This window comes from Cryobacterium sp. 10S3 (genome assembly GCF_034344045.1).
GTDB classification, from domain to species: Bacteria; Actinomycetota; Actinomycetes; order Actinomycetales; family Microbacteriaceae; genus Cryobacterium; species Cryobacterium glucosi.
On the sequence record NZ_CP133773.1, the window covers coordinates 2,961,595 to 2,984,788 of the forward strand.

Annotated in this window: 23 protein-coding genes and 1 tRNA gene; 16 read left to right on the forward strand and 8 right to left on the reverse strand. The window is 68.8% G+C overall.

All coding sequences use genetic code 11. The features are described from left to right. The first annotated feature begins 34 nt into the window (after positions 1-34). The 8 genes from RHM57_RS13755 to pstB all read left to right on the forward strand — a co-directional run bounded on the left by RHM57_RS13755 (position 35) and on the right by pstB (position 9,074). Positions 35-727 (forward strand): winged helix-turn-helix transcriptional regulator, encoded by a 693-nt coding sequence (locus RHM57_RS13755; RefSeq protein ID WP_241975327.1) that lies wholly within the window; start codon positions 35-37, stop codon positions 725-727. Further along, positions 702-1,616: a mycothiol synthase gene (gene mshD / locus RHM57_RS13760; protein WP_322140977.1), complete on the forward strand. Its 915-nt coding sequence runs from the start codon at positions 702-704 to the stop codon at positions 1,614-1,616. Before RHM57_RS13755 ends, mshD begins: the two co-directional genes overlap by 26 nt. Before the next feature lie 56 nt (positions 1,617-1,672). Then, positions 1,673-3,847, forward strand: a complete 2,175-nt coding sequence (locus RHM57_RS13765; RefSeq protein ID WP_322137227.1) for an RNA degradosome polyphosphate kinase — start codon at positions 1,673-1,675, stop codon at positions 3,845-3,847. Beyond that, positions 3,844-4,794, forward strand: coding sequence for an NUDIX hydrolase (locus tag RHM57_RS13770; RefSeq protein WP_322137226.1), 951 nt, complete (start codon positions 3,844-3,846; stop codon positions 4,792-4,794). The genes RHM57_RS13765 and RHM57_RS13770 overlap by 4 nt, the downstream gene beginning before the upstream one ends. Before the next feature lie 158 nt (positions 4,795-4,952). Further along, a complete protein-coding gene (pstS, locus tag RHM57_RS13775) occupies positions 4,953-6,050 on the forward strand; it encodes a phosphate ABC transporter substrate-binding protein PstS (RefSeq protein WP_322140978.1) in 1,098 nt (365 codons plus the stop codon). A 162-nt stretch (positions 6,051-6,212) separates the two neighbouring features. After that, positions 6,213-7,157 (forward strand): phosphate ABC transporter permease subunit PstC, encoded by a 945-nt coding sequence (gene pstC / locus RHM57_RS13780; RefSeq protein ID WP_134450013.1) that lies wholly within the window; start codon positions 6,213-6,215, stop codon positions 7,155-7,157. Continuing rightward, positions 7,157-8,257, forward strand: coding sequence for a phosphate ABC transporter permease PstA (pstA, locus tag RHM57_RS13785; protein ID WP_322137224.1), 1,101 nt, complete (start codon positions 7,157-7,159; stop codon positions 8,255-8,257). The genes pstC and pstA overlap by 1 nt, the downstream gene beginning before the upstream one ends. Positions 8,258-8,294: 37 nt before the next feature. Beyond that, on the forward strand, positions 8,295-9,074 hold the full coding sequence (gene pstB, locus RHM57_RS13790) for a phosphate ABC transporter ATP-binding protein PstB (RefSeq protein WP_134450011.1): 780 nt from the start codon (positions 8,295-8,297) through the stop codon (positions 9,072-9,074). A gap of 30 nt (positions 9,075-9,104) precedes the next feature. On the opposite strand, the gene RHM57_RS13795 is transcribed toward pstB, so the two are convergent. From RHM57_RS13795 to RHM57_RS13810, 4 genes are all read right to left on the reverse strand, one after another. Next, positions 9,105-9,992, reverse strand: coding sequence for an aminodeoxychorismate lyase (locus RHM57_RS13795; protein WP_322137223.1), 888 nt, complete (start codon positions 9,990-9,992; stop codon positions 9,105-9,107). A gap of 20 nt (positions 9,993-10,012) precedes the next feature. After that, complete coding sequence (locus tag RHM57_RS13800; protein ID WP_322140979.1) at positions 10,013-10,918, reverse strand: anti-sigma factor; 906 nt, start codon at positions 10,916-10,918, stop codon at positions 10,013-10,015. Then, on the reverse strand, positions 10,915-11,499 hold the full coding sequence (locus RHM57_RS13805; RefSeq protein ID WP_241975328.1) for a sigma-70 family RNA polymerase sigma factor: 585 nt from the start codon (positions 11,497-11,499) through the stop codon (positions 10,915-10,917). Before RHM57_RS13805 ends, RHM57_RS13800 begins: the two co-directional genes overlap by 4 nt. A 201-nt stretch (positions 11,500-11,700) precedes the next feature. Further along, entirely contained in the window at positions 11,701-12,345 is a 645-nt protein-coding gene (locus RHM57_RS13810; protein WP_134450007.1) for a DNA-directed RNA polymerase subunit beta, read from the reverse strand. A gap of 144 nt (positions 12,346-12,489) precedes the next feature. On the opposite strand from RHM57_RS13810, the gene RHM57_RS13815 reads away from it, so the two are divergent. The 3 genes from RHM57_RS13815 to RHM57_RS13825 all read left to right on the forward strand — a co-directional run bounded on the left by RHM57_RS13815 (position 12,490) and on the right by RHM57_RS13825 (position 14,210). Further along, positions 12,490-12,562: transfer RNA gene (locus tag RHM57_RS13815), tRNA-Lys, on the forward strand. An 87-nt stretch (positions 12,563-12,649) separates the two neighbouring features. Beyond that, positions 12,650-13,348, forward strand: coding sequence for a TetR/AcrR family transcriptional regulator (locus tag RHM57_RS13820; RefSeq protein ID WP_134558966.1), 699 nt, complete (start codon positions 12,650-12,652; stop codon positions 13,346-13,348). A 103-nt stretch (positions 13,349-13,451) separates the two neighbouring features. Continuing rightward, the gene (locus tag RHM57_RS13825; RefSeq protein WP_322137222.1) at positions 13,452-14,210 is read left to right on the forward strand and encodes an SDR family oxidoreductase; all 759 of its coding nucleotides are present in this window, start codon (positions 13,452-13,454) and stop codon (positions 14,208-14,210) included. Here RHM57_RS13825 and RHM57_RS13830 read toward each other — a convergent pair. Next, positions 14,207-15,181 carry a GGDEF domain-containing protein gene (locus RHM57_RS13830; RefSeq protein WP_322137221.1) on the reverse strand — a complete coding sequence of 325 codons (975 nt, stop codon included), beginning with the start codon at positions 15,179-15,181 and terminating at the stop codon, positions 14,207-14,209. The genes RHM57_RS13825 and RHM57_RS13830 overlap by 4 nt on opposite strands. 113 nt (positions 15,182-15,294) lie before the next feature. Between RHM57_RS13830 and RHM57_RS13835 the strand changes: the two genes are divergently transcribed. The 3 genes from RHM57_RS13835 to RHM57_RS13845 all read left to right on the forward strand — a co-directional run bounded on the left by RHM57_RS13835 (position 15,295) and on the right by RHM57_RS13845 (position 17,468). Then, the gene (locus tag RHM57_RS13835) at positions 15,295-15,678 is read left to right on the forward strand and encodes a hypothetical protein (RefSeq protein WP_134450003.1); all 384 of its coding nucleotides are present in this window, start codon (positions 15,295-15,297) and stop codon (positions 15,676-15,678) included. Between the two features lie 42 nt (positions 15,679-15,720). Beyond that, positions 15,721-16,887 (forward strand): cation:proton antiporter, encoded by a 1,167-nt coding sequence (locus tag RHM57_RS13840; RefSeq protein WP_322137218.1) that lies wholly within the window; start codon positions 15,721-15,723, stop codon positions 16,885-16,887. Between the two features lie 119 nt (positions 16,888-17,006). Next, the gene (locus tag RHM57_RS13845; RefSeq protein ID WP_134450001.1) at positions 17,007-17,468 is read left to right on the forward strand and encodes a hypothetical protein; all 462 of its coding nucleotides are present in this window, start codon (positions 17,007-17,009) and stop codon (positions 17,466-17,468) included. A gap of 112 nt (positions 17,469-17,580) precedes the next feature. On the opposite strand, the gene RHM57_RS13850 is transcribed toward RHM57_RS13845, so the two are convergent. From RHM57_RS13850 to RHM57_RS13860, 3 genes are read right to left on the reverse strand one after another with little or no spacing between them, the layout of a single operon-like run. Further along, positions 17,581-18,921 (reverse strand): DUF445 domain-containing protein, encoded by a 1,341-nt coding sequence (locus RHM57_RS13850; RefSeq protein WP_322137217.1) that lies wholly within the window; start codon positions 18,919-18,921, stop codon positions 17,581-17,583. Positions 18,922-18,931: 10 nt separating this feature from the next. Next, positions 18,932-19,870 carry an aldose 1-epimerase family protein gene (locus RHM57_RS13855; protein ID WP_322137216.1) on the reverse strand — a complete coding sequence of 313 codons (939 nt, stop codon included), beginning with the start codon at positions 19,868-19,870 and terminating at the stop codon, positions 18,932-18,934. A 9-nt stretch (positions 19,871-19,879) separates the two neighbouring features. Beyond that, positions 19,880-20,707 carry a DeoR/GlpR family DNA-binding transcription regulator gene (locus RHM57_RS13860; RefSeq protein WP_322140980.1) on the reverse strand — a complete coding sequence of 276 codons (828 nt, stop codon included), beginning with the start codon at positions 20,705-20,707 and terminating at the stop codon, positions 19,880-19,882. Between the two features lie 97 nt (positions 20,708-20,804). On the opposite strand from RHM57_RS13860, the gene galT reads away from it, so the two are divergent. Beyond that, entirely contained in the window at positions 20,805-21,965 is a 1,161-nt protein-coding gene (gene galT, locus RHM57_RS13865; protein ID WP_134449997.1) for a galactose-1-phosphate uridylyltransferase, read from the forward strand. After that, complete coding sequence (gene galK / locus RHM57_RS13870; RefSeq protein ID WP_322137213.1) at positions 21,962-23,122, forward strand: galactokinase; 1,161 nt, start codon at positions 21,962-21,964, stop codon at positions 23,120-23,122. Before galT ends, galK begins: the two co-directional genes overlap by 4 nt. The last annotated feature ends 72 nt before the right edge of the window (positions 23,123-23,194 follow it).

A 23,194-nucleotide genomic window follows, 5' to 3' on the forward strand; every position in this document is an offset into this window, starting at 1 on the left:
GCTAGGATTGGCCAACAATGGTTGGAGGGCCCGCGTGGCGCAATTATTGATCCTGACCTCCGCGGTCGGCGGGGAGGTCCTGCCGGCGCTGGCGTTGCTCTCGCATGGAATCCGCGTCATTCCGGCCCAGCCCGACCAGCTCATCACCGCCCCGGACTCCGATGTCATCCTCGTCGACGCCCGCACCAACCTGATGGCCGCCAAGTCGCTGTGCCAGATCATGCAGACGACGGGCAGCCAGGTCCCGCTGCTGCTCGTGATCACCGAGGGCGGCCTCGCCGCGGTCAGCCCCGGCTGGGGCATCGACGACGTCATCCTCGACACGGCGGGTCCCGCCGAGGTCGACGCCCGCATCCGCCTCGCCGCCGGCCGCACGCCGCGGGCCGAGGAGTCCGCGCTGATCCGCGCCGCCGGTGTCGTCATCGACGAGGCGAGCTATTCCGCGAAGGTCTACGGCCGACCGCTCGACCTCACGTACAAGGAATTCGAGCTGCTCCGCTTCCTCGCGGCCCATCCCTCCCGGGTCTTCACGCGTGAGCAGCTGCTCAGCGAGGTCTGGGGCTACGACTACTTCGGCGGTACCCGCACGGTCGACGTGCACGTCCGCCGCCTTCGCGCCAAGCTCGGCGACCAGGAATCCCTGATCGGCACCGTGCGCAACGTCGGATACCGCTTCAATGTGCAGGAACCAGAGGCCGTGCGTGATCAGTCCGTCGCACGGGCCTGACGACAGCGCCTTCGCGCTCTCCTGGGCCGCGGTGACGGATGCCGCCGAACGCGTCGACGGGTATGCCCCGCTCAACGAGCAGGCCACCCTCGATCTCGCGGCCGGGCGCCGCACTCCCTTTCTGCTTCGCGACGGCGACGCGGCCGTCGGAGCCCTCGTCCTCGGCTCTGGTGAGCTCGACCTCGTCGTGCACCCCGGGTCCCGCAGGCACGGCCACGCCACCGCGGCCCTGACCGAGCTCTTCGGCGATCCCGCGTACGCGGTGGATGCGCCGGACGGACTGACCGCCTGGGCGCACGGCGATCACCCGGCGGCCCGCGCCCTCGCCGGGCGCTTCGGCTTCGACGCCGTCCGTCGACTGCTCCAGCTGGAACTGGCGCTCGACGCATCGTCCGCTCCCCCGGAATCCGCCATCACACCCGAGGCATCGATCGTGGAGCCCAACGACGCGATCGTGATCACCGCATTCGACCCCGCCGCCGACGCCGACGCCTGGATCGCCCTGAACGCCCGGACCTTCGCCACCCACCCCGAGCAGGGCGGCATCACAGCGGCCGACCTCGCCGACCGCATGAACGAGGCCTGGTTCGACGCGGGCGACTTCCTCGTCGCCCGCGTCGGCGACGCCCTGGTCGGCTACAACTGGCTGAAGATCGAGCCGGGAGCAGCCGAGGGTGAGATCTACGTGGTGGGGGTGAGCCCCGAGTGGAGCGGGCACGGCCTCGGACGCCGGCTGATGACCGCGGGACTCGAGCGTCTGCGCCGGCGCGGGGCGACCAGCGCGACGCTCTACGTCGAGGGCGACAATGTGCCCGCCGTGCGGCTGTATCGGTCCCTCGGATTCACCGATCGCAGTGTCGACGTCCAGTACCGCCGCCCAACCCGATAGGCACTGTTCACCCGGAACCGTCGCACCGGCAGGTCCTGCGGTGTCAGGATGGACTCATGGACGGCGAAAACATTCAGGACGAATCGGGTCTCGGAAGCGACTTCGATGACGATTTCGATCCCCTGACCGGCAAGGACGACCCGGAACTCCCCACCAACCGGTATCTCGACCGGGAATTGAGCTGGCTCGCGTTCAACCAGAGGGTGCTCGAACTCGCCGAGGACCCACTGCTCCCGGTTCTCGAGCGCGCGAACTTCCTCGCCATCTTCTCGAGCAACCTCGATGAGTTCTTCATGGTCCGCGTCGCGGGACTCAAACGCCGCATCCTGACCGGACTCGCCGTGCCGACCAACATCGGTACCGCACCGCAGGACGCCCTCTCCGACATCTCGGCGATGGCGCATGTGCTCCAGGACCGGCACGCCCGCGCCTTCCAGGACCTCGTCAGCCCGGCCATGATGGCCGCCGGCATCCACATCGCCACCTGGGACAGCCTCGACGAGGCCGACCACCGCTCGCTCCGCGACTACTTCTCCAACCAGATCTTCCCGGTGCTGATGCCCCTCGCGGTCGACCCGGTGCATCCGTTTCCCTACATCTCCGGCCTCTCCCTCAACCTCGCCGTCCGGGTACGCAACTCGAAGACCGGCAAGCAGGAGTTCGCGAGGCTCAAGGTGCCGACCATGCTGCCGCGCTTCGTGCGGGTCGACCGCCGCGAAGGCTTCGACAACGTGCGATTCATCATGCTCGAGGACCTGATCGCCAACCACCTCGGCGACCTGTTCCCCGGCATGGACATCCTCGAACACCACGTCTTCCGGGTCACCAGGAACGAGGACGTCGAGATCGAGGAAGACGAGACCGAGAACCTGATCAAGGCCCTCGAGAAGGAACTGCTCCGTCGCCGGTTCGGCCCGCCCATCCGCCTCGAGATCACCGAGGACATGGACGAGGTCACCCTCGGCCTGCTCGTGCGCGAACTCGACGTCACCGAGCAGGAGGTGTACCGGCTGCCCGCTCCGCTCGACCTCGGCGGGCTGTTCGACCTGCGCGTCGACCGCCCGGACCTGCGCTACGTCAAGCATGTCCCGACCACGGCCGTTCAGCTCCTCGCGCCAGAGCCGAACGCCGAGCCCGATATCTTCAGCTCGATCGCGCGCCGCGACATCCTGCTGCACCACCCGTACGAGTCCTTCGCGACGAGTGTGCAGGCATTCCTCGAGCAGGCGGCCGCCGACCCGGACGTTCTCGCGATCAAGCAGACCCTGTACCGCACCTCCGGCGACAGCCCGATCGTCGAGGCTCTCATCGCTGCCGCCGAATCCGGCAAGCAGGTGCTCGCCCTCGTCGAAATCAAGGCCCGCTTCGACGAGCAGGCCAACATCTCCTGGGCACGCAAGCTCGAGAAGTCCGGCGTGCACGTCGTCTACGGCCTCGTCGGCCTCAAGACGCACTGCAAGCTCGCCCTCGTCGTGCGCAACGAGAACGGCGTGCTGCGGCACTACAGCCACATCGGCACCGGTAACTACAACCCGAAGACCAGCAGGCTCTACGAGGACCTCGGCCTGCTGACCGCGGACCCCCAGGTCGGCAAGGACCTGACCCGCCTGTTCAACGAGCTCTCCGGGTACGCGATCGAGAAGAAGTTCAAGCGGCTTCTCGTCGCACCCCTGCACCTGCGTCGCGGGCTGTTGAAGGCGATCAACCTGGAGACGCAGGCCGCCCTCGACGGCAAGCCCTCCGGCATCCGCATCAAGGTCAACTCGATGGTCGACGAGGCCATCATCGACGCGCTCTACCGGGCCAGCCAGGCCAGGGTCCCCGTCGAGGTCTGGGTGCGTGGCATCTGCAGCCTCACGCCGGGCCTCCCCGGGGTCAGCGAGACGATCAAGGTGCGGTCGATCCTCGGCCGCTACCTCGAGCACTCCCGGATCTTCTCCTTCCACAACGGCGGGGACACCCAGGTGTACATCGGCAGCGCCGACATGATGCACCGCAACCTCGACCGACGCGTCGAGGCCCTCGTGCGCCTCGTCGACCCCGATCACCTCACGGAGATCGATGGGCTGTTCAACCGCGCCATGGACGACCGCACGGCATCCTGGTGGCTCGACAACACCGGCGAATGGACCCGCCACCACCTCGATGACTCCGGAAAGCCGCTCGACGATATGCAGGACCGATTGATGCAGCAGATCTCCCGACGCGTTCGGCCGACGGGTCGCCGATGAGTGCGGTCCTCCCGAACGGAGCGATCCACGCTGCCGGTGCGGTCTGCTGGCGCCTGATCGACGGCAAGATGAACGTCCTGCTCGTGCACCGCACGGTCTACGGCGACGTCACCATCCCCAAGGGGAAGGTCGACCCCGGCGAAACGCTGCCGCAGACGGCCGTGCGGGAGATCGAGGAAGAAACCGGACTCGCGGTCGCCCTGGGCGTGCCGCTCGGCGAATCGCGGTACTCGCTCGGCAACGGCAGGGAAAAGATCGTGCAGTACTGGGCCGCCGAGGTGCACCCCGAGGAGATCCAGCGCTCGACCTTCGTGCCGAACAGCGAGATCGCGGCGATCGAATGGGTCACGATCAAAAAGGCACGCAGCTACCTCAGCTACGCGCAGGACGTCGAGATCATCGACGCCTTCGCCGAACTGGTCGACAGGGGCGTGACGACGACCTTCGCCCTCATCGCCCTCCGGCACGGCAAGGCCGTCACCGGTTCAAGCTGGGCCGGCCCGGACAGCACCCGTCCCCTCACCGAACGCGGCGTCGCCCAGGCCGTCGAACTCGTGCCGACCGTGGGGGCGTGGCGCCCGCGCCGCATCGTTTCGAGCACGGCCACCCGGTGCATCACGACCGTCGCCCCGCTCGCGGCCGCGACCGGCATCCCGATCAAGCGCACGGAGCTCTTCAGCCAGGACGCCTTCGAACAGGGCGTAGCGGATGTTCGCGCCGGCATCGGCAAGCGCATCCGCTCCCGCAAGACCGCCGTCATCTGCAGCCACGGCCCGGTGCTGCCCGAGATCCTGCACGAGATCGCGCTCGCCACGGGGAGCACCTTCGGCCTGTACATCGAGGAGGCTTCCCACCTCGACATCGGATCGTTCTCCGTCGTGCACCTGTCCCGCGAGAACCCGAGCGCCGGGATCCTCGGCATCGAGACATACCGACCGAGCGTCTGAGGGCCCGCCGGCCCGCCGAACAGCCCGTTCACGTTAACCTTCCGTTCATCTTCCGGAGGGGGTGTCGTTAAGCCGTCGGATTATCGTCTGACCGGGGCCAGCACCGGCCCCGCCCTGCAGTCAGTTTCACTGCTGTCAACCCTCGAAAGGGAAAATTCGTGAATCTCAAGCGTTTTGGCCGACCCGCAGTCATCGCCGTCGCCGCCGCTCTCGCACTGTCCTCGTGTGCCTCCAACGAAGCCGGAACCGGCTCGAGCACCACCGCAGCGACGACCAGCACCTTGACCGGAACGCTCACCGGCGCCGGCTCGTCCGCCCAGGGCTCCGCCCAGGAAGCCTGGATCGCAGCGTTCCAGACCTCCAACCCGAACGTCACGGTCAACTACGACCCGTCAGGCTCCGGCGCGGGCCGCTCCACCTTCATCGCGGGCGGCTCCGACTTCGCCGGCAGCGACTCCTCGCTCAACGACACCGAGCTCGCCGGAACGTTCGCGTCCTGCGCCGCCGGTGCCAAGGCCGTCGACCTGCCCGTCTACATCTCCCCGATCGCGGTCATCTTCAACGTCGCCGGCGTCACGGACCTCAAGCTCGACTCCGCAACCCTCGCGCACATCTTCCGCGGCGAGATCACGACCTGGAACGACCCGGCCATCGCCGCGCTCAACTCCGGCGTGACCCTTCCGGCAACGGCGATCACCGCCGTGCACCGCTCGGACGACTCGGGCACCACGAAGAACTTCACCGACTACCTCTTCCAGACCGCACCGACCGTGTGGACCGACAAGGCAGCCGACGCATTCCCGATCCAGGGCGGCGAAGGCGCCAAGGGCACCTCCGGTGTCGTTGACGCCGTGACCAACGGCGTCGGCACGATCGGCTATGCGGACGCATCCAAGGCCGGCAAGCTCGGCGTTGCGAAGATCAAGGTCGGCGACACCTTCGTCGGTTACACCGCGGAAGCCGCGGCCGCCGTCGTCGCCGAGTCCCCGCTCGTCACGGGCCGCGACGCGAGCGACCTCGCCATCAAGATCAACCGCACCACGACCGACGCGACGCACTACCCGCTCGTGCTGGTCAGCTACGCGGTCGTCTGCACCGAATACGCCAAGCCCGCCCAGGGCGAGCTCGTCAAGGCGTACGTGACGTACATGGCCAGTGCTGACGGCCAGAAGGTCGCCGCATCCGCCGGTGGCGCAGCGCCGCTCTCGACCGACCTGGCCGATAAGGTCGCCGCGGTTCTCGCGACCGTCAAGTAACACCCGTTTCACCGGCACCACCCGCACTACCAGCTCCACCGAAGTCTGCCCGGCCAGGGCCCGCGTCGTACCAGCGGCCCGGACCGGGCAGACTGGGGTGTACGGCCCCCGGACCGCGCATCGTTTTCGCTCCACCACCCGAACCTCAGGGAGACGCCCGGCATGACCTCCGTAGTTGCCCGCGATCGAATCCGCGCCCCCCAGCGTCCCGGCGATGTGATCTTCTCAACGGCGACCGTCGTCGCCGGCAGCCTGATCCTCGCCGTTCTCGCCGCCGTCGCCGGGTTCCTGCTCGTCCAGAGCCTGCCGGCCTTCGTCGCGGCACCCGCCGATTTCAGCGGCGGCTTCACCAACTTCTGGGCCTACGTCTGGCCGCTCGCCTTCGGCACGCTCTGGTCGGCACTGCTGGCCATGATCATCGCGATCCCGCTCGCGATCGGCATCGCCCTCTTCATCTCGCACTACGCCCCCCGGCGGATCGCCCAGGGCCTCGGCTACGTCATCGACCTCCTCGCCGCCGTGCCGTCCGTGGTCTTCGGCCTGTGGGGCATCGGCGTGCTGGCCCCGCTCGTCCAGCCGTTCTACGCGAACCTCGTCGACTGGTTCGGCTGGTTCCCGCTCTTCGCCGGACCGGTCTCCGGCACCGGGCGCACCATCCTCACCGTCGCCATCGTGCTCGCGGTGATGGTGCTTCCGATCATCACCGCACTCTGCCGGGAGATCTTCCTGCAGACCCCGGTGCTCTACGAGGAAGCCTCCCTCGCCCTCGGCGCCACCCGCTGGGAGATGATCTCAATGGCGGTGCTTCCCTTCGGCCGCTCCGGTATCATCTCCGCCTCGATGCTCGGCCTCGGCCGCGCCCTCGGCGAGACGATGGCGGTCGCGATGGTGCTCTCGCCGAGCCCGACGGTGCTCTTCCAACTGCTGACCTCGCAGAACCCGACGACCATCGCCGCGAACATCGCCCTGAACTTTCCTGAGGCGCACGGCGTCGGCGTGAACATCCTCCTCGCCACCGGCCTGATCCTCTTCGTCATCACCCTCGCGGTCAACATGATCGCCCGCTACATCATCAACCGCCGCAAGGCCTTTTCGGGAGCGAACTGATGAGCAGCACGACCGCCACCCGGGCCGCGAACACGCCCCAGGCCAACGCATACGCCGCCGGCAAGCTGCCCAGGAACTCCACGCTCTACGTCCTGCTGGCAAGCTGGATCGTCACCGGAGCGGTCTTCCTGGTGCTCCAGCTGTCGGGGGCCACTTCCGGCTTCAACATCGTCGGCACGGTCTTCTTCGGCACAGTGCTCTACTGCGTCGCCATCTACGCGCTCTCCTACGCCGTCGAAGGCGTGCGCCGGGCGAAGGACCGCCTCGTCACCGCCCTCGTCACCGCCGCCTTCGTGATCGCACTGCTGCCGTTGATCTCACTGGTCTTCACGACGGTCGTTAACGGGCTGCCGGCCTTCCTCACCCCGACGTTCTTCACCGAGTCGCAGCGCAACGTCGTCGGCGCGGGCGGCGGCGCCCTGCACGCCGTCATGGGCACCCTCGAGATCACCGGCGTCGCCACGCTCATCTCGGTGCCGATCGGCCTGCTCGCCGCTATCTACCTCACCGAGTACGGACGCGGCCGGCTGGCCCAGTCGATCACCTTCTTCGTGGACGTGATGACCGGCATCCCCTCGATCGTGGCAGGCCTGTTCGCCTTCGCGTTCTTCTCCCTGCTGTTCCAGGATGCGGGCATCCGCTTCGGCTTCGGCGGTGCCATCGCTCTCTCGGTGCTGATGATCCCGGTCGTGGTGCGCTCGAGCGAGGAAATGCTCAAACTCGTGCCGAACGAGCTGCGCGAGGCCGCGTACGCCCTCGGCGTGCCGAAGTGGCTGACCATTCTCAAGGTGGTGCTTCCGACCTCGATCGCCGGCATCGTCACGGGAATCATGATCTCGATCTCCCGGGTCATCGGCGAGACGGCCCCGCTGCTGATCATCTCCGGCTTCACGGCGAGCATGAACTACGACCTGTTCAGCCAGCGGATGATGACCCTCCCGGTGTTCGTGTACACCCAGTACGCGAACCAGGGCACGGACACCCAGGCGTATCTCGACAGGGCCTGGGCCGGCGCACTCACCCTGGTGCTCATCGTCATGCTCCTGAACGGCCTCGCGAGGCTCATCGCCAGAATCTTCTCCCCCAAGCTCGGCCGCTAGGCTCCACCCGGCCGCTGGCCGCAACTCGAAGGATCACATGTCCAAGCGCATTGAAGTCAACGACCTCAACGTCTATTACAGCAAGTTCCTCGCTGTCGAAAACGTCACGCTGACGATCGAGCCCCGCACGGTGACCGCCCTGATCGGGCCGAGCGGGTGCGGTAAGTCCACCTTCCTCCGCACCCTGAACCGGATGCACGAAGTCATCCCGGGCGCCTACGTCACGGGCGAGGTGCTCATCGACGGCAACAACCTCTACGGCCCCGGCGTCGACCCGGTACTCGTGCGCCGCCAGGTCGGCATGGTGTTCCAGCGGCCGAACCCGTTCCCGACCATGTCGATCGGCGACAACGTCCTCGCCGGCGTGAAGCTCAACAACCGCCGCATCTCCAAGTCGGACGCGGATGCCCTCATCGAGAAGTCCCTCCAGGGCGCCAACCTCTGGAACGAGGTCAAGGACCGCCTCGACAAGCCAGGCTCGAGCCTCTCCGGCGGCCAGCAGCAGCGGCTCTGCATCGCCCGTGCGATCGCCGTGCAGCCCGACGTGATCCTGATGGACGAGCCGTGCTCGGCCCTCGACCCGATCTCCACCCTCGCGATCGAGGACCTCATCGAGGAGATGAAGGCCGAATATACGATCGTGATCGTCACGCACAACATGCAGCAGGCATCCCGGGTCTCCGACCGCACCGGCTTCTTCAACATCGCAGGCACCGGCAAGCCGGGCAAGCTCATCGAGTACAACGACACCACGACGATCTTCTCCAACCCGTCGGTGCAGGCGACCGAGGACTACGTCTCCGGTCGCTTCGGCTAAACCCGCGCCTGCCCCGACCGCTTCGGCGGTCTAGTCGGTGCGGCCGAGCAGGTACGCGTTGAAGACGCGGGTGCGCGGCAGGTCGGTCGCGAGCGGCAGGCCGTCGAGTTCGGTCACGGCCACGACCAGGCGGATGCTCGACAACAGCCAGACGGCATCCGCCGCCCGCAGCTCCGCGACCGTGATGTCGCGGTACTCCACCGGTTCGCCCTGCTCCCTGAGGTGCTCGAAGAGTCTCTGCTGGGTGGTGCCGTGCAGGATCGCACCGCTCGGCGCCGGCGTCACGTAGACGCCGTTCGAACGGATGACCACGCTCGACGTCGGGCCCTCCATGACGTAGCCGTCGTGCGTGAGGAAGATCGTGTCGTCGGCCCCACGGCGCCGCGCCTCGCGGAGGGCGGCCATGTTGATCGCGTAGCTGAGTGTCTTCGCACCCATCAGCAGCCACGGGGCGACCTCGGCGACCCCGCGCGGGTACCCACGGTCGAGGGTGATCGCCCGCACCCCGTTCTCGCGCGCGGCGGAGTGGTCCGGCGCGCGGGTCGCGTGCAGCCACGCGGTCGGTGCAGGCCCGGATTGGACGCCGCGGCTGAGTACGAACTTGAGGGCGAGCTCGCCGTCGTGCGGAACCCGCGCCACCGCGTAGGCGATGGCCTCTCGCCACTGCGCCGGGTTCGGCACCGGGAGGTCGCAGATCTCAGCCGAGTGCCGCAGGCGGGAGATGTGCGCCTCGACCTCCTGCGGGTGCCCGTCGACGACGCTGAGCGTCTCGAAGATGCCGTCACCGCGCTGGGTGCTCAGCTCCCCCACCCGGAGAGCCGGAGCGGCCGAATCCATCTCGTGGAAGGTGCCCGCAAAGTCCGCCTGGGCGGAATCGGCGGGCACCGGGTCGATCAGAAGGGTGAATGGCAGCGTCATGCCCCGAGCCTAGTTGCGGATCAGGAACTCTGGATGGCCACGATCGGCGTCGTGGTGGGTTGCTTCGAGCCGCCCTTGGGTTCCACGGTCATGCCGATCGTGTCGCCTGAGGTGAGGCTGCCGTCGAGGACCCGCCAGGCGGTTCCGCCGCTCGCGCTGACGCTCGTGTCGAGGAGACCGGCCGAGACCGCTCCCCCGGCTCCGATGTACCAGAGCTGGTAGTCCTTGTCGCCGGAAAGCGCAGGCAGGCCGTCGACGACGAGCGCCGAAAGGCTGCTTGTATCGGACCAGACCAGGGTGGCCTGGTGGCCGTCCGCGGTCGTCGCCGAGGCGCGCTGCACGTCGGGTGCCGCGTTGAGCTGGGCGAGGGATGCCGCCTGCTGGGCCGCGAAGGAATCGGACGTGCCCGAGGTGCCGGCCAGTCCCAGGCCGACGAAGGTACCGCCGATGAACAGGGCGACCGCAGCGGCCGCAGCGGCCAGCAGGCTCGCGGGGCGCTGGAACCAGCGCTTTCTGGCCCGCTCTGCTGCGCTCGCGCCGGAACCCGAGCGGCTGCCCACGCCGGCTGCGGACGGGGGAACGGGTGGGACGGCGGCGAGGCCGGGAGCCGCGGGGGCGGCATCCGCTGCCGGCGCTGTCGTCCGGGTGCTCGCCGGCCCGGCGAGGGGGGCGAATTGCGGGGTCGAGGAGAGTTTCGCCATCAGCGAGGCCTTGAGGGCGGCTGAGGGCTGCACGGGGGCGGTCGCGAGGCCCAGGGCCACCGCCGTGTCGCTCAGTTCGGCGGACTCGATTCGGGCCTCTTCGGAGGACTCCAGGTGCGCCTCGAAGGCGGCGCGCTCCCTGGCTTCGAGGGCGTTGAGCGCGTAGGCGCCGGACAGCTCGCCGGGGTTGCGCTCCGGGGTGCCGGTGTTCTCGGTGCCGGTCATGATGCCACGCCCAGTTCGTCGCGAAGGCGGATGAGCCCGTCCCTGAGCCTCGTCTTCACGGTCCCGAGCGGGATATGCAGTTGGGCGGCGACTTCGCTCTGGCTGAAGCCCCCGTAGTAGGCAAGACTGATCGCCTGGCGTTGCAGTTCGGTCAGTCTGGACATCGCCTTCTCCACCCTTTCATGCTCGATTCGTGTTTCTACGGTCTCGGACACGTCGTCGTAGGCAACCGCGAGGTCTCTGATGCCGATCTTCGTGTCCCGGTCGCGGCCGGCCTGCGACGACCTGATCCGGTCGACCGCACGACGGTGCGCCATGGTCATGATCCAGGTGGAAGCCCCGCCACGCGCCGGCTCGTACCGCGTCGCCGATTGCCAGATCTCCAGGAAGATCTCCTGGGTCACTTCTTCCGACTGGGCGTGGTCGATGAGCAGGCGCTTGACCAGACCGAGCACCCGAGGGGCCATCTGGTCGTACAGTTCCCCGAAGGCCGCCTGGTCGCCAGTGGCGACCCGGGTAAGCAGCTCCTCTTTTGAGGGAGGCGCTGTCGACTCGGTGTCAGCGGCGAAGTCAGCAGTCATGAGAACCAGCATGTCAGGTCTTATCCCGTTCCATGACTAGTGTTCGGCGCCGAACACGAAATGGATTGGTCAGAAAAGGCTGAAGGCCGGGCCGCAGAACGCCTCTCGGCGCGAGGCCGCTCAGAGCGGCGAATATTGGAGCCCGGGGTTACTGCGGCCCGACCAGCATCCAGTGTAAACGACGAGGACGGATGTTTATTCCTAGTCGAGCGAATCGCTTCGCCACAACCGGGCGCACGATCCGAACTCCTGTGCCGTCGTCGAGAACCGCAGGGCGCGAGTGGTCAGCTCCGAGGCGCGGGACACCCCCGATGCGGCGAGTTCCGTCGCGTCAAGGTCGTCGGCGACACTCGCGCATCCGCTTGCGATGACCCGGCAGAACGCTGCGGCACGGTCGAGCGCGACGGCGAAGTCGCCCGTGAAGATGCCGCGGAGGATCTGGTCGGCGAGGGCGATGATCTCAGCGGGTCCGGTCGGCGCGGCGGCTCCGGCGATGACGGGGTCGATCGCCACGGTGACCTCGGTGCCGCGCTGGTAGAGGAACGACGTGCCTTCAGGATCCTGGCGGATGAGCAGGCGGACGAGGTAGATCCGCCAGAGCGCGCCGGGCAGGCTGCGCGGCGTTGCGCGCGACCACAGCTCTGCGACCGCGTCGATACCGTGTTCGTCGGTGTACGCGACGAGGCGCTCGACGACCTCGGGATCGGGGTCGTTCCGCACCCGGGCGAGCAGCGCATGAGCGGTCTCATGCGCGACGCGGCTGATTGCCGCCGGATCCTGGCCACCCTCGAAGGATTCGAACTTGCTGCCCGAGAACTGGGTGGGCTTGTGGAAGTCCTCTGCCAATCGAATCCTCCGTGTCTCGTGCGTGGCTCGTGCGTGTTGGGTGCGTGTCTGGTGGGGCCTCGCGGGGCGAATCCGTCCGTGAGGGGACCCTCCCCACGGTACCCAGAAAAACCTTGCCCGAATCCACGGTAGATTATTTACCGCGGGCCTCTAGCTCAGTTGGTAGAGCAAAGGACTTTTAATCCTTGGGTCGTCGGTTCGAGCCCGACGGGGCCCACTCTTGTGTTAGCAGCAGAATGTGCTGTTAGCAGCAGTATGTGCGCAGCGGTTGCGGTGATAACACTCTCGTGTTAGCGTCAGTCACATGAGCACACGATCAGTGATAATCGACGCGACGGCCGAGTTGCTGGCGCAGTCCCCTGGCGGGGACATCTCGACGCGCGCCGTGTGCGAAGCGGCGGGAGTGCAGCAACCGGTCATCTACCGGCTGTTCGGCGACAAGGAGGGCCTGCTCGCGGCCACGGTCGATCAGGTCTGGGACCAGTACCTGGGCATGAAGCGCGCAGCCGAGGAATCCGCCGATCCGTTGAGCGACCTGCGGGCCGGCTGGGACAGCCACAATGCGTTCGCCCTCGCCCAGCCGAACGCCTACCGGCTCCTGTTCGGGTCAGGATCCGTCGCCAAGGCGGAATCAGCGAACGAAGCCATGCGACTCCTCCAGAGCGTGCTCGAACGCCTGGCCGCGCAGGGACGGCTGCGCGTTGCTCCTGAGATCGCGGCACGGGTGGTGATGGCGGCGAATACCGGAGTCGCTCTCGCCCTGATCCTCCGCCCTGCGCTCTATCCCGACCCGGCCATTTCGTCGATAATGCGTGACATCGTCCTCGGCGGGCTGGTATCCGACACCGCGCCCGCTCCGGACGCCGGCGAATCCGCCCGCATTGCGGCGATCACCCTCCGCACGAGCCGTCCCACCCTGCCCCCTGCTCTCTTCACGGGCCGCGAGGCCGGGCTGCTCGACGAATGGCTGGAGCGCATCCAGTCCTCGTCGCCCTCCGACTGACAGCCAGCCCCACCGCAGGTCTTCAGGCGTCCCGCCGGGGCGTCATCCGTCGCGCCCGAAACAGGGCGCGCACCACCGCAGTGCACCAGAAAGCGAATCCCCCATGAGTACCATCGGCACCAATCCCACCATCCAGGGCTCCCGGGTCGCCCTCGTCACCGGCGGGTCAGGCGGCATCGGACGCGCCGTCGTCGAGCGACTTGCAGACGACGGCTTCGCCCTCGGCGTGCACTACGCCGGCAACCAGGCGAAAGCCGATGAGACCATCGCCGCGGTCAAGGCCGCGGGCGGCCGCGCCATCGCGATCGGCGGCGACGTCGCCGACGAGGGAGCCATGTCGGCCGCGTTCGACGCGGTGGAGGCGGAGTTCGGCGGGATCGACGTCGTCGTGAACACGGCAGGCATCATGCTCCTCTCGCCGATCGCGACCCTCGACCTCGCCGACCTCGACCGGATCTACCGCACCAACATCCGTGGCACCGTCGTGATCTCCCAGCAGGCGGCCCGCCGGGTCCGCCCGGGCGGAGCGATCGTCAACTTCTCCACCTCCGTCACCCGCACCCAGTTCCCCGGCTACGGCGCCTACGTGGCGAGCAAGGCCGCGGTCGAGAGCATCACGCTCATCCTCGCCCGTGAACTGCGCGGCAAGGACGTGACCGTCAACGCGGTCGCCCCCGGCCCGACCGCGACCGCCCTGTTCCTGAACGGCAAGGACGAGGCCACGATCACGAACCTCGCCGCGGCCGTCCCCCTGGAAAGGCTCGGCCAGCCCACCGACATCGCCGAGACCGTCGCGTTCCTCGCCGGCCCCGCCCGCTGGGTCAACGGCCAGGTCATCTTCACCAACGGCGGGCTCGCCTAGCCCCCGCTGACTCCCATGCGGCCGCTCCGTTTGCGCCGCTTCTCGGCATAGAGCTCCTGGTCCGCGCGCTCGCGGATGCTGTGGGCGTCATCTCCGGGGCGGGCTTCTGCCAGTCCCGACGACCAGTCCAGACCGCCCGGTGCGGAGATCCGCGCGAGCATCTCCCTGGCCTGCTCCACCGTCGTGGACGTCATCAGCAGCAGGAACTCATCACCGCCCAGGCGCACGACCGAGTCATAGGGTCGCGTGTTGCGTCTCAGGCAGCCCGCGAAGGCCACCAGCACGCGATCCCCTTCCGCATGCCCGTGCTCGTCGTTGAGGCGTTTGAAGTCATCGAGATCGAGAATCGCGACGGTCATCGGTTGCCCGGTACGCGTTCCCCTGGCGAGCTCGAGGTCGAGACGGGCATCCAGCCCCGACCGGTTCAGGACGCCGGTGAGCGGGTCGGTGGTGATCTCCCGGTCGAGCTTGGCCCGCAGATACCCAGCGGCCTCCCGGCAGAAGAGCGACGCGAGAGCCAGGTTGACCCAGGTGATCTGGACGGCGTCGAAGGGATTCACGGCGAGCGCGATGCCGGAGGCCCCGAACGCGAATCCGACCGCCAGTCGCGACACGAACGGACGGTAGAACCAGCCGAGATAACAGGCGAACATCGGGTAGAGCACCAGGTTGTTCACCGACAGGATCGGGGCAGTCGAGACCGCCATCTGCAGCGCGGTCACCGCGAAGAACACGAGGGTTCCCGCGAGCCCGACCCAGCGCGGGAACCGGGCTCCGAACGCGACGGGCAGCGCGGAGACCACGGCGGCCACGAGGGTCCAGAGCCAGGTCCACAGCGAGCCGAGCCCGCCCCCTGCCGAGGTCGCAGCATCCACCAGGCCGCTGATGACGATGACGAAGCCGGCGGCCGACGTGACGTAGGCGAACGGCGGGATCAGCGAGGCCGCCGCTGGACCGCTCTCTCGCCGCACGTGTCTTCTCCCGATCCTCAGGCCATCGGCCCGAGCCGCTCGAATGGGCACACCCATTCGTACTACGCTCAGGCTATCGCCCCACCAACGGATGCCCGGCACGAGGAGTCGCAATGCCCAGGAAGGTCAAGTGGCTCGAGGAGCCCATCCCGGAGAACTACCCGAAGGCGGCCGACTACCTGCGGTTGCTCGTGAACGAGCACGCGGTCGAGGCGACCTCGCTCGCCCTCGAGGCAGCGCCCATCACCTTCCACAAGGCCAAGGACATCCTGCGCGCAGCCGGTCTCCCCCTGCTCACGCCGGAGAACCCGCACGTCGCCAATTACCTCAGGCTGATCCGCGAGGGCCGCCGGCTGGGCCCGATCCTGCTCGTGCGCGGCAATCTGCCTGCCGCGGTTCCGCTGCACATCGCGGATGGATACCACCGCGTCTGCGCGACCTACCTCACGAACGAGAACACCGACATCCCGGTTCAGCTGGCGGACCTGACGCTCTAACCGCGCCATGGCGCACTGCCGGTTGCCTGTCCGGACACCCCGATGACGTTCCAGACCCTTGCGATCATCTCCCTGGTCGGCCTGCTCGGCCCGCTGCTGGCGACCCCGCAGCGCTGGCGGGTTCCGGTCATGCTCGGCGAGCTCCTCGCTGGAATCCTCGTCGGCCGCACCGGGCTGGGCCTCGTCGACTCGAGCGATCCGACCCTGACCCTGCTTGCTGACGTCGGGTTCGCACTGATCATGTTCGTGGCAGGCACCCACGTCCCGGTGCGTGATGCCGGTATCCGTTCGGCGCTCGGCAAGGGCACGGCCAGGGCCGGTCTGGCCGCCGTCATCGCGATCGTGCTCGGCGTGGCGACGGCGGTGCTCTTCGGTACCGGGCATGCGCCGCTGTACGCGGTGCTGCTCGCGTCGTCGTCTGCGGCGCTCGTGCTGCCGGTGATCGACTCGCTGAAACTGACCGGCCCGTCGGTGCTGCAGGTGACCGCGCAGGTCGCGATCGCCGACGTCGCTGCGATCGTCGCCCTGCCGATCGTGATCGACCCGGCCAATGCAGGCTCGGCCGCGCTCGGCGCCACAGCGGTCGCGGCATCCGCGGCGCTGCTGTATCTCGTGCTGTCACGACTCGAGAAGAATGGTGCCCGGCTCCGGCTGCACCGGGTGTCCGAGGACCGCAAGTTCGCCCTCGAACTACGGGTGCAGCTGACGATCCTGTTCGCGTTCGCCGCCCTCGCGGTGGTGAGCCACGTCTCGATCATGCTCGCCGGGTTCTCCTTCGGGCTGGCCGTCGCGATGGTCGGAGAGCCGAGGCGCCTTGCCCGGCAACTGTTCGCGATCGCCGACGGCTTCCTCGGGCCGCTCTTCTACGTGTGGCTCGGCGCCTCGCTCAACGTGCTCGACCTCCTGGCCCGGCCCGGAATGGTCCTGCTCGGTCTCGTCCTCGGTTTCGGCGCCGTCGTCGCGCATGCCTCGGCCCGGCTGCTCGGCCTGCCACTGCCGTACGGTCTGCTTGCGGCCGCCCAGCTCGGCGTGCCGGTTGCGGCGGCGACGATCGGGACCCAGCTGAAGCTGCTTGCGCCTGGCGAGGCGGCCGCTCTGATCCTCGGCGCCCTGATCACGATCGGTGTCGCGACCGTGGCTGCGGGCGTCGCCTCCAGGCGGCAGGCAGGGCGACCGCCCGGGGAATTCTCGGGGAGCACACAGCGTTGACACGGTCAGCACTCGGGCTCAGCCGCCAGACTTGTTGCTCCGCAGTCGCGCCACGCGCGCTGCGGGCACACAGCGGAGCGGGAGCTGCGGGGTGACGCGACAATTCAAGGAGGTCGCACGTGGAAAGAATTAACGAAGAAGTCGAGACCGAAACCGGCACCATCGAAAAGTACCGCCGGCACGCGAACGGACGCGGACTGGTCTCCGGCGGGGCGCGGGTCGACCCGTCCGCCTTCATCTCCGGAACGGCATACGTCGAGAGCGGAGCCAAGGTGGGTGCGGAGGCCTGGATCGGACCGGGCAGCTGGATCGACCACAACGCCCTTGTCGGAGCGCGGGCCTTCATCGGCCAGAACGTGCACGTCGGCGTCGACGCCGTGATCGGCGCGGCCGCCCGTCTCGGAAGCCACTCCCGGATCGGAGACGGCGCCCGGGTACAGAGCGGAGCCGTCGTCGACCGTGACATCCGGATCCCGCAGGGCGGCATCGTGACCGCCGCGGCACGCGCGCAGGCACGACCGACCGGGACGCGGCATCCGCTCGATACGGAAGCGCCGACCCGCTTGCGCCGCGCCGCCTGAGCAGCCACCGTGACCGGGCGAGGCCCCGACCGGGTGATACCGGTCGGGGCCTCGCCGCGTCGGGCCGCGGAGGCTCCGCTCTGCTCTGGTGTACTTTGCCTAGACGCCCGGCTTAGAGGAGGGTGACGGCGGCCTGGGCGACGGCGAAGATCGCGAGCCCCGCAAGAGAGCCGACGACGGTGCCGTTGATCCGGATGTACTGGAGGTCGCGTCCGACCTGCAGCTCGATCTTCTCGCTCGTCTCCGCGGCATCCCAGCGTTCGACCGTCTCGGTGATGACACCGGCGATCTCGTCCCGGTACGTCCGCACGAGGTACGTGACCGAGTCGGCGATCCAGCGATCGATGCGCCCTCCGAGCGCGCCGTCGCCGGCGAGCCGCTCGCCCACCTCGATCACGGTCGCACGGATGCCGTCCCTCAGGTCGCTCGACGGGTCGCCGAGCGACGCCACGAGGGACACCTTCACGGCCTCCCAGGTCTCGCTCGCGAACTCGCGCAGGCGGGCGCTGTCCAGGAGCTCGAGCTTCAGGGTCTCGACCCGGTTGATCATCGCCGGGTCGTGCTCGAGGTCGTCGGCCAGCTCGACAAGGTAACGGTCGATGGCCTCGCGAAGCGGATGCGCGGCATCCGCCCGCACGGCGGCGACGAACCCGAGTACCTCGCGGTGCGCCCTGTCGTCGACGAGGCGGTCGACGAAGCCGGGGAGCCAGCCGGGCAGCCGAGCGGACACGGCCTTTCCGAAGGCCTCCGGGTGGGCTTCGAGCCAGGCCTCCGCGCGATCCAGGAGCAGGTCGACGACCGCGTGCTGCTGCCCGGAGGCGAGCAGGCGCGCGCCGACCCTGCCGATCGGCGGCGCCCACTCCGGACGCACGAGGTGCTCGCGCGCCACGGTCTCGATGAGGTCCTTGATCGCGTCGTCGCTCAGGAGAGTGAGCAGCCCGGTGCCGGCGACGGAGATCTCCTCGGTGAGCCTGCTGGCGTTGTCTGGCAGCTTCAACCAGGTGCCGAGTCTCCTGGACACCCCGATCGAGTCGAGCTTGCCGCGGACGACCTGCTCGGAGAGGAAGTTGGTACCCACGAATTCGCCGAGGCTCGCGCCGATCTCGTCTTTACGGCTCGCGATGATGTTGGTGTGCGGGATGCGCAGGCCGAGCGGATACCGGAACAGCGCGGTCACGGCGAACCAGTCGGCGAGGGCGCCCACCATGCCGCCCTCGGCGGCGGCCCTGACGTAGTGCAGTGCGGGAATACGATCCTGCAGCGCAAACGAGACCGCGAAGACGAGCGCCATCAGGAGGAGCAGCGCGAGGGCGAGCCGCTTCATCCTGACCAGGGCCACCAGCCGGGCCGCGTCTGCGGGGCTGAGCACAGCGGTACGGCGCCGCCTGGTGCCGCGGGGCTTCGGCCGACCGGGTGTCGACCGGCCCGGCGTCGGTTCGCGCGTCAGCGCCATGGATGCGACCCTAGGCCTGGAATCCGGTCGGGCGGATGGCCCAGCGCACGGTCCAGGACTCGTCCGGCGCGAGCCAGCGGAGGCCGGCCCCCGAGTTGAATGCGTCGGCGGGCGCGGTCATCGGCTCGATCGCGACGGCGCGGCCGGGCATGGGGCTCGCGCCATCGCTCGCCGTGACGGGAAACTCGGTCGGGGTGAAGACCTGCACGTACCGCATGTTCTCGTCGCCCCAGACGGTGACCCTGCGGCCGTCCGGAGCGGTGAGCGAGTGCTCGCGTCCGGCGCCGCCGAAGGCGTCGTCGAGCGCGAGATCGGCGACGCGCACACCGGCACGGAGGTCGTAGCCGGTGCCGCCGACCGGGGTGTCGACACCGGTCGGGTTGAGCCGGGCATCCACTTCGAGGTGCGTGTCCGCGTCGACGCGCAACACGAGGTCCTCTGTGGGGACGTCGCCGATCTTGAGGTACGGGTGCACGCCGATGGCCACGGGGGCGTTCTCTGTGCCGACGTTGTGGACGGTGTGGGTGACCTCGAGGCCCGTGTCGGTGAGGGCATAGGTCACGCTCGTGTCGAGCTGGAACGGGAAGCCGGACTGGGGGAACACGGTCGCGGCGAGGGTCACGGCCGCAGCGTCCCGCTCGACGAGGCGATACGGGGTGAAGCGGAGGAGTCCGTGAATGGCGTTGTTCAGGAGGGGCTCGGTGATGCTGAGCTGCTGCCTGTCCTCGCCGTGCCGCCAGATCCCGTCGCGGATGCGGTTGGGCCACGGCACGAGCACGATGCCCGCAGACATCGGCGGCTCGACCGCCGCAGCGAAGGTCTCCACGAGGTCCATGCCGTTCAGGGCATAGGCCCGGATCCCGGCGGCGACCTCGGTGATCGTCGCCGTGGCCCGCCCGTCCGGGGTCTCGTGTGTCAGTTCGTACTGGGTTCCGGTGGCTGCGCGCATGGGACCAGCCTATTCGCCCTGGAGCACGGTGAGTCCGGCCTCGCGGAGCCGGGCCAGCGCATCGGGGTGCGCTGCGGCATCCGTCAGCAGGGAATCGAAGGCATCGAGGGGGCCGACCCTGCCGAGGTGCACCCGGCCGAGCTTGGAGCCGTCCGCGACCACGATCGCCCGGGTCGCCGCCTGGAGCATGAGGGTCTTGACGCCGGCTTCCGGCAGGTTGATGTTCGTGACCCCGCCTCCCGCGTCGACGCCGTTGCAGCCGATGAAGGCGAGGTCGGCGTGGACCTGGCTGAGCACGGTCGCGGCGAGCGGCTCCACGAGGGAGTGCTGCAACGGCCGGAGCGAACCGCCCGTGACGATCACGGTGAAGCGCGGGATGGCGGGCTCGAGCTCGAGGGCGATACTGAGCCCGTTGGTGATCACGACGACGTCGCTCAGCTCCGTACGGGCGAGCAGGGCACGGGCGATGGCGAGGTTGGTCGTGCCGACGTCGAGGATCACGCTCTGCCCGCTCACGACGAGGGATGCGGCGAGCGCCCCGATCTGCTGCTTCGGTATCACGGATGCCCCGAGCGACTCTTCGAAAGAGGGCTCGGTGTCCGCGGCGAGCGTCGACCCCTGGGCCAGCGCGGGCACCGCTCCCCCGTGCACCCGATGCACGAGCCCCTCCGTCTCGAGTGCGTCGAGGTCGGCGCGCGCGGTGACCCCGGACACACCGAAGGCCTCGCGCAGCTCACTCACCCGCACGAAGCCGCGCTCGTCGACGAGCCGGCGGATCTGCTCCCTGCGCTGGTGCTGCGGGAGCAGCTCGCGGTCTGCCGGCGTCTCGAATGTCATAACCCCATCTTCGCTTACTTTCTTTTAGTTATCAATTAGAAACCGCTGGTTTCGGTTGCGCAGATCCGCTAACGTGGTGAGGGTTATGGACACCGTCATGGATAGCGCAGGCTTCGTCGCCGCACCCGGAATCACCCGTCACCACCACACCCTGGCCGACGGCCGGGACCTCATCTACTTCGACGACCCGGACACGCGGCTCTCGCCCGAACGCGCCGCCGATACCCGCCAGCTCGACCCGCGCCCGCCGACGGCGAGCATGCGCCAGGACCCGCTCAGCGGCGAATGGGTCTCGATCGCGTCCGCACGCCAGAACCGGGTGTTCCTGCCGCCGGCGAACCTCGACCCGCTCGCGCCGTCGACGCCGGAGAACCCGAGCGAGGTGCCGAGCAACTACGACGTTGCCGTGTTCGAGAACAAGTCGCCGTCCTTCGGGCCATTGCTCACCGACGCGAACGCGCCGGCAGGGCTCGCCGAGCTCTCCGAGATCGGCCTCGGGCGCACCCGCACCTCAGTCGGGCGCTGCGAGGTCGTCTGCTTCAGCCCCGAGAACGAGGGCTCCTTCGCGAGCCTCTCCGTCACCAGGGCCCGCACCGTGATCGAGGCATGGGCCGAGCGCACCCACGTGCTCTCGCAGCTCCCGGGCATCCAGCAGGTGTTCCCCTTCGAGAACCGCGGCGAGGCGATCGGCGTGACGCTGCGGCATCCGCACGGCCAGATCTACTCGTACCCGTACGTCACCCCGCGCACCCAGCGCGTGATCGCGTCGCTCGAAACCTACGGTCCCACTCTCTTCGCCGACGTGCTCGCAAGCGAACAGGCCGCCGACCGGGTCATCATCCGCGGCGAGCACTGGACCGCGTTCGTGCCCTTCGCGGCCCGCTGGCCCATCGAGGTGCACATGCTGCCGCACCGCCAGATCCCCGACTTCGCGGCGACGAGCCTCGCCGAACGCGACGAACTCGCGGTGCTCTACCGGCGGCTCCTGCGCGGCATCGACGCGATCTATTCGACGCCGACACCGTACATCGCGGCGTGGCACCAGGCCCCCGTACACACTCACCGGGACGACATCCGCCTGATGCTGCAGGTCACGAGTCCGCGCCGGGCAGAGGACAAGCTGAAGTATCTCGCCGGATCGGAGGCTGCGATGGGTGCGTGGATCGGCGACGTCACTCCCGAGCAGGCGGCTGCGGGCATCCGTGCCGCCGTCGAACGGTCGATGGCTGCGGATGCCGCAAGCGAGGCCCGCGCATGAGCGCCCTCGATTCCGCAGCGACCGCAGGTTTCGCCAATCGCTTCGCCGGCGAGCCGGACGGCCTCTGGTCGGCGCCCGGACGGGTGAACCTGATCGGGGAGCACACCGACTACAACGACGGCTTCGTACTGCCGTTCGCGATCGACCGGCGCACCGTGATTGCGCTGGCCGCACGCAGCGACCGGCTGATGCGAGTGGCGAGCTCGTTCTCCGACGAGATCGTCGAGGTCTCCCTCGACGGGCTGACCCCCGACATCCTCGCGGGCTGGTCGGCGTACCCGCTCGGAGTCGCCTGGGCGCTCGGCGAATTCGGGGCGCCGCTGTCGACGGCGGCCGGTTTCGACGTGTACATCGTCTCGGACGTGCCGATCGGGGCCGGCCTGTCGTCGTCGGCTGCGATCGAGAGCGCGATCGCGGTCGCCCTCAACGACGTCTGGGGGCTCGGCTTCGACCGGCGCACCCTCGCCCGGGTCGGCCAGCTCGCCGAGAACCGCGCCGTCGGGGCGCCGACGGGCATCATGGACCAGTCCGCCTCCCTGCTCGGAGAGAAGGACTCCGCGGTCTTCCTCGACTGCCGCACGCTCGAGTCAGAGGTCGTTCCGCTCGGCTTCGACGCGGCGGGACTCGAGCTGCTGATCATCGACACGAAGGTGAGCCACGAGCACTCGACGGGCGGGTACGCCTCGCGCCGGGCATCCTGCGAACTCGGCGCCCGGCTGCTCGGGGTCGACTCGCTCCGCGACCTCGGGGTCGTCGACCTCGCGCGGGCCGCTGAGCTGCTCGACGACGAGACGTTCCGCCGGGTGCGGCACGTGATCACCGAGAACCAGCGGGTGCTCGACACCGTGCGCACGCTGCGCGAGTCCGGCCCGGCGGCGATCGGCGCGCTTCTCGACGCCTCGCACACCTCGATGCGCGACGACTTCGAGATCTCGGTTCCCGAACTCGACCTCGCGGTCGTCGCGGCGCGCGGCGCGGGTGCCCTCGGCGCGCGGATGACGGGAGGCGGCTTCGGCGGTGCCGCGATCGCGCTCACGCCGCACGAGCTGATCCCGGCGGTCACCGCTGCGGTCCGGTCCGCGTTCGCGGATGCCGGGTTCGGCGCCCCGGACACCTTCGTGGTGCGCGCGGCCGACGGCGCCGGCCGGGAGGGCTGACCCCTCCCCGGCTTCCCCGTCCTGCACATCGGTCCGGCCGCTGCGGCGCTGCCAGTAGAACACTGGGCGGCA

Coding starts and splice junctions, on each gene's coding strand:
- RHM57_RS13765 (WP_322137227.1), top strand. CDS start 1,673: ATGGACGGCGAAAACATTCAGGACGAATCGGGTCTCGGAAGCGACTTC.
- RHM57_RS13770 (WP_322137226.1), top strand. CDS start 3,844: ATGAGTGCGGTCCTCCCGAACGGAGCGATCCACGCTGCCGGTGCGGTC.
- pstC (WP_134450013.1), top strand. CDS start 6,213: ATGACCTCCGTAGTTGCCCGCGATCGAATCCGCGCCCCCCAGCGTCCC.
- pstA (WP_322137224.1), top strand. CDS start 7,157: ATGAGCAGCACGACCGCCACCCGGGCCGCGAACACGCCCCAGGCCAAC.
- pstB (WP_134450011.1), top strand. CDS start 8,295: ATGTCCAAGCGCATTGAAGTCAACGACCTCAACGTCTATTACAGCAAG.
- RHM57_RS13795 (WP_322137223.1), bottom strand. CDS start 9,992: ATGACGCTGCCATTCACCCTTCTGATCGACCCGGTGCCCGCCGATTCC.
- RHM57_RS13800 (WP_322140979.1), bottom strand. CDS start 10,918: ATGACCGGCACCGAGAACACCGGCACCCCGGAGCGCAACCCCGGCGAG.
- RHM57_RS13805 (WP_241975328.1), bottom strand. CDS start 11,499: ATGACTGCTGACTTCGCCGCTGACACCGAGTCGACAGCGCCTCCCTCA.
- RHM57_RS13820 (WP_134558966.1), top strand. CDS start 12,650: ATGAGCACACGATCAGTGATAATCGACGCGACGGCCGAGTTGCTGGCG.
- RHM57_RS13825 (WP_322137222.1), top strand. CDS start 13,452: ATGAGTACCATCGGCACCAATCCCACCATCCAGGGCTCCCGGGTCGCC.
- RHM57_RS13835 (WP_134450003.1), top strand. CDS start 15,295: ATGCCCAGGAAGGTCAAGTGGCTCGAGGAGCCCATCCCGGAGAACTAC.
- RHM57_RS13840 (WP_322137218.1), top strand. CDS start 15,721: ATGACGTTCCAGACCCTTGCGATCATCTCCCTGGTCGGCCTGCTCGGC.
- RHM57_RS13850 (WP_322137217.1), bottom strand. CDS start 18,921: ATGGCGCTGACGCGCGAACCGACGCCGGGCCGGTCGACACCCGGTCGG.
- RHM57_RS13855 (WP_322137216.1), bottom strand. CDS start 19,870: ATGCGCGCAGCCACCGGAACCCAGTACGAACTGACACACGAGACCCCG.
- RHM57_RS13860 (WP_322140980.1), bottom strand. CDS start 20,707: ATGACATTCGAGACGCCGGCAGACCGCGAGCTGCTCCCGCAGCACCAG.
- galT (WP_134449997.1), top strand. CDS start 20,805: ATGGATAGCGCAGGCTTCGTCGCCGCACCCGGAATCACCCGTCACCAC.
- galK (WP_322137213.1), top strand. CDS start 21,962: ATGAGCGCCCTCGATTCCGCAGCGACCGCAGGTTTCGCCAATCGCTTC.